Origin of the sequence: Bradyrhizobium sp. (genome assembly GCF_016462955.1) — a bacterium.
In the GTDB taxonomy this organism is placed as follows: Bacteria; Pseudomonadota; Alphaproteobacteria; order Rhizobiales; family Xanthobacteraceae; genus Bradyrhizobium.
The window spans coordinates 1-1552 of record NZ_JAEMSD010000886.1; the positions used below are offsets into that span (position 1 = coordinate 1).

Annotated in this window: 1 protein-coding gene and 1 pseudogene; one reads left to right on the forward strand and one right to left on the reverse strand. The window is 69.7% G+C overall.

The features are described from left to right. A pseudogene (locus JHD07_RS39540) lies at window positions 1-862 on the forward strand (hypothetical protein); the annotation flags it as partial. Between the two features lie 122 nt (window positions 863-984). Here the strand turns inward: JHD07_RS39540 and JHD07_RS39545 are convergent. Further along, window positions 985-1552, reverse strand: a 568-nt coding sequence (locus tag JHD07_RS39545; RefSeq protein WP_291632053.1) for a uracil-DNA glycosylase, incomplete at its 5' end; no start/stop codon positions are given.

The following is a 1552-nucleotide window of genomic DNA, read 5'->3' on the forward strand; positions in this document are numbered from 1 at the left end:
GCCCTATGCGGTGTGGCTGATGCGGGCCGAGACCTTGACGCTGCCGGCCTTGCCGCAAGTGGCCGAGCTCGAGGCCCGCGCGCTGCATGCGGCCTGGCTGCTCGGCGGACTCGTGCTGGGGGCTGCCGCGATCCCGGCGCTGACCTTCCTCAACACCGGGCTGTTCGCCGGCAAGGGCGAGGAGCCGCCGATCATCTTCCGCCCGCCGGTCGCACCGCTCGCGCGCAACTTCGTCTATTTCTTCGCGCTGGCCCTGCCGCTCGGCGCCGTGCTGACCTCGGGCCTGCTGGGGCTCGATTCCGTCGTCGGCGGCCCCGGTGTGGTGCTCATCATGTCGGGGCTTGCGGTGGTCGTCGCGGCCGGCGATCTCATCGCGATGCGCCATGCGCGGATGCTGCGTACGGTTTGGGCTGCCGCCGTGATCGCGCCCGCCGCCGGCGTGGTGCTCGCCGTCCTGTTCCTGCCCTGGACCGGCGCGAACGAGATCGCGACCTCGATGCCGGCGCGCGCGATCTCGGACTTCTTCGACGAGAGCTTTGCCCGGCGCACCAACCATCGCCTCCGTGCCGTCGCCGGCGAGACCCAGCTCGCCAGCCTCATCACGCTGCATTCCGGCCGGCCGCATCTCTTCATCGATGCCGACCCCGCGCGGACGCCATGGATGAATCAGACGAAGTTCAGCGAGACCGGCGGTGTCGTGGTCTGGCGCGCCTCCGATACCGCCGGCACGCCGCCGCCGGACATCCTCAAACGCTTCCCCGGCATCGTGCCGGAAGTGCCGCGTGCCTTCGAATGGCTGGTGACGGGCCGCCAGCAGCTGTTGCGCATCGGCTGGGGCATCGTACGGCCGAAGGGGACGTAGGTCGGTGTCATTCCGGGGCGCGGCGAAGCCGCGAGCCCGGAATCCATTCGTCCACCAACTCTGCCGCTCGATGGATTCCGGGCTCTCGCTTCGCGAGCCCCGGAATGACGGTGTGTGAGTCGTTACACGGCGCCTTGCGCCAGCGCCTTCGCGATCGCCCGCAGGTCCTGCCACGCCAATCGCTTATAGGACGGCGAGCGCAACAGATACGCCGGGTGGAACGTCGGCAGCGCGCGGATCACCCGCTGGCCGGTGTCGTAGTCGAACCAGCGCCCGCGGGTGCGCATGATGCCCTCGCGCGTCGACAGCAGCGTCTGCGTCGAGGGATTGCCGAGCGTCACCAGCACGTCCGGATTCACCAGCTCGATGTGGCGCTGGATGAAGGGCAGGCAGATCTGCGTCTCCTGCGGCGTCGGCGTGCGGTTGCCGGGCGGCCGCCAGGGGATCACGTTGGCGATGTAGGCGGTGGTGCGGTCGAGGCCGATCGCGCCGATCATCAGGTCGAGCAGCTTGCCGCTGCGTCCGACGAAAGGTAGCCCCTCGATGTCCTCGTCGCGGCCCGGCGCCTCGCCAACGAACATGATGCGCGCCTGCGGGTTGCCGTCGGCGAACACCAGCCGCGTCGCCGTGTGCTTCAGCGCGCAGCCCTCGAAACTCTGCATCAGTTCGCGCAGCGCCTCCAACGTCGGC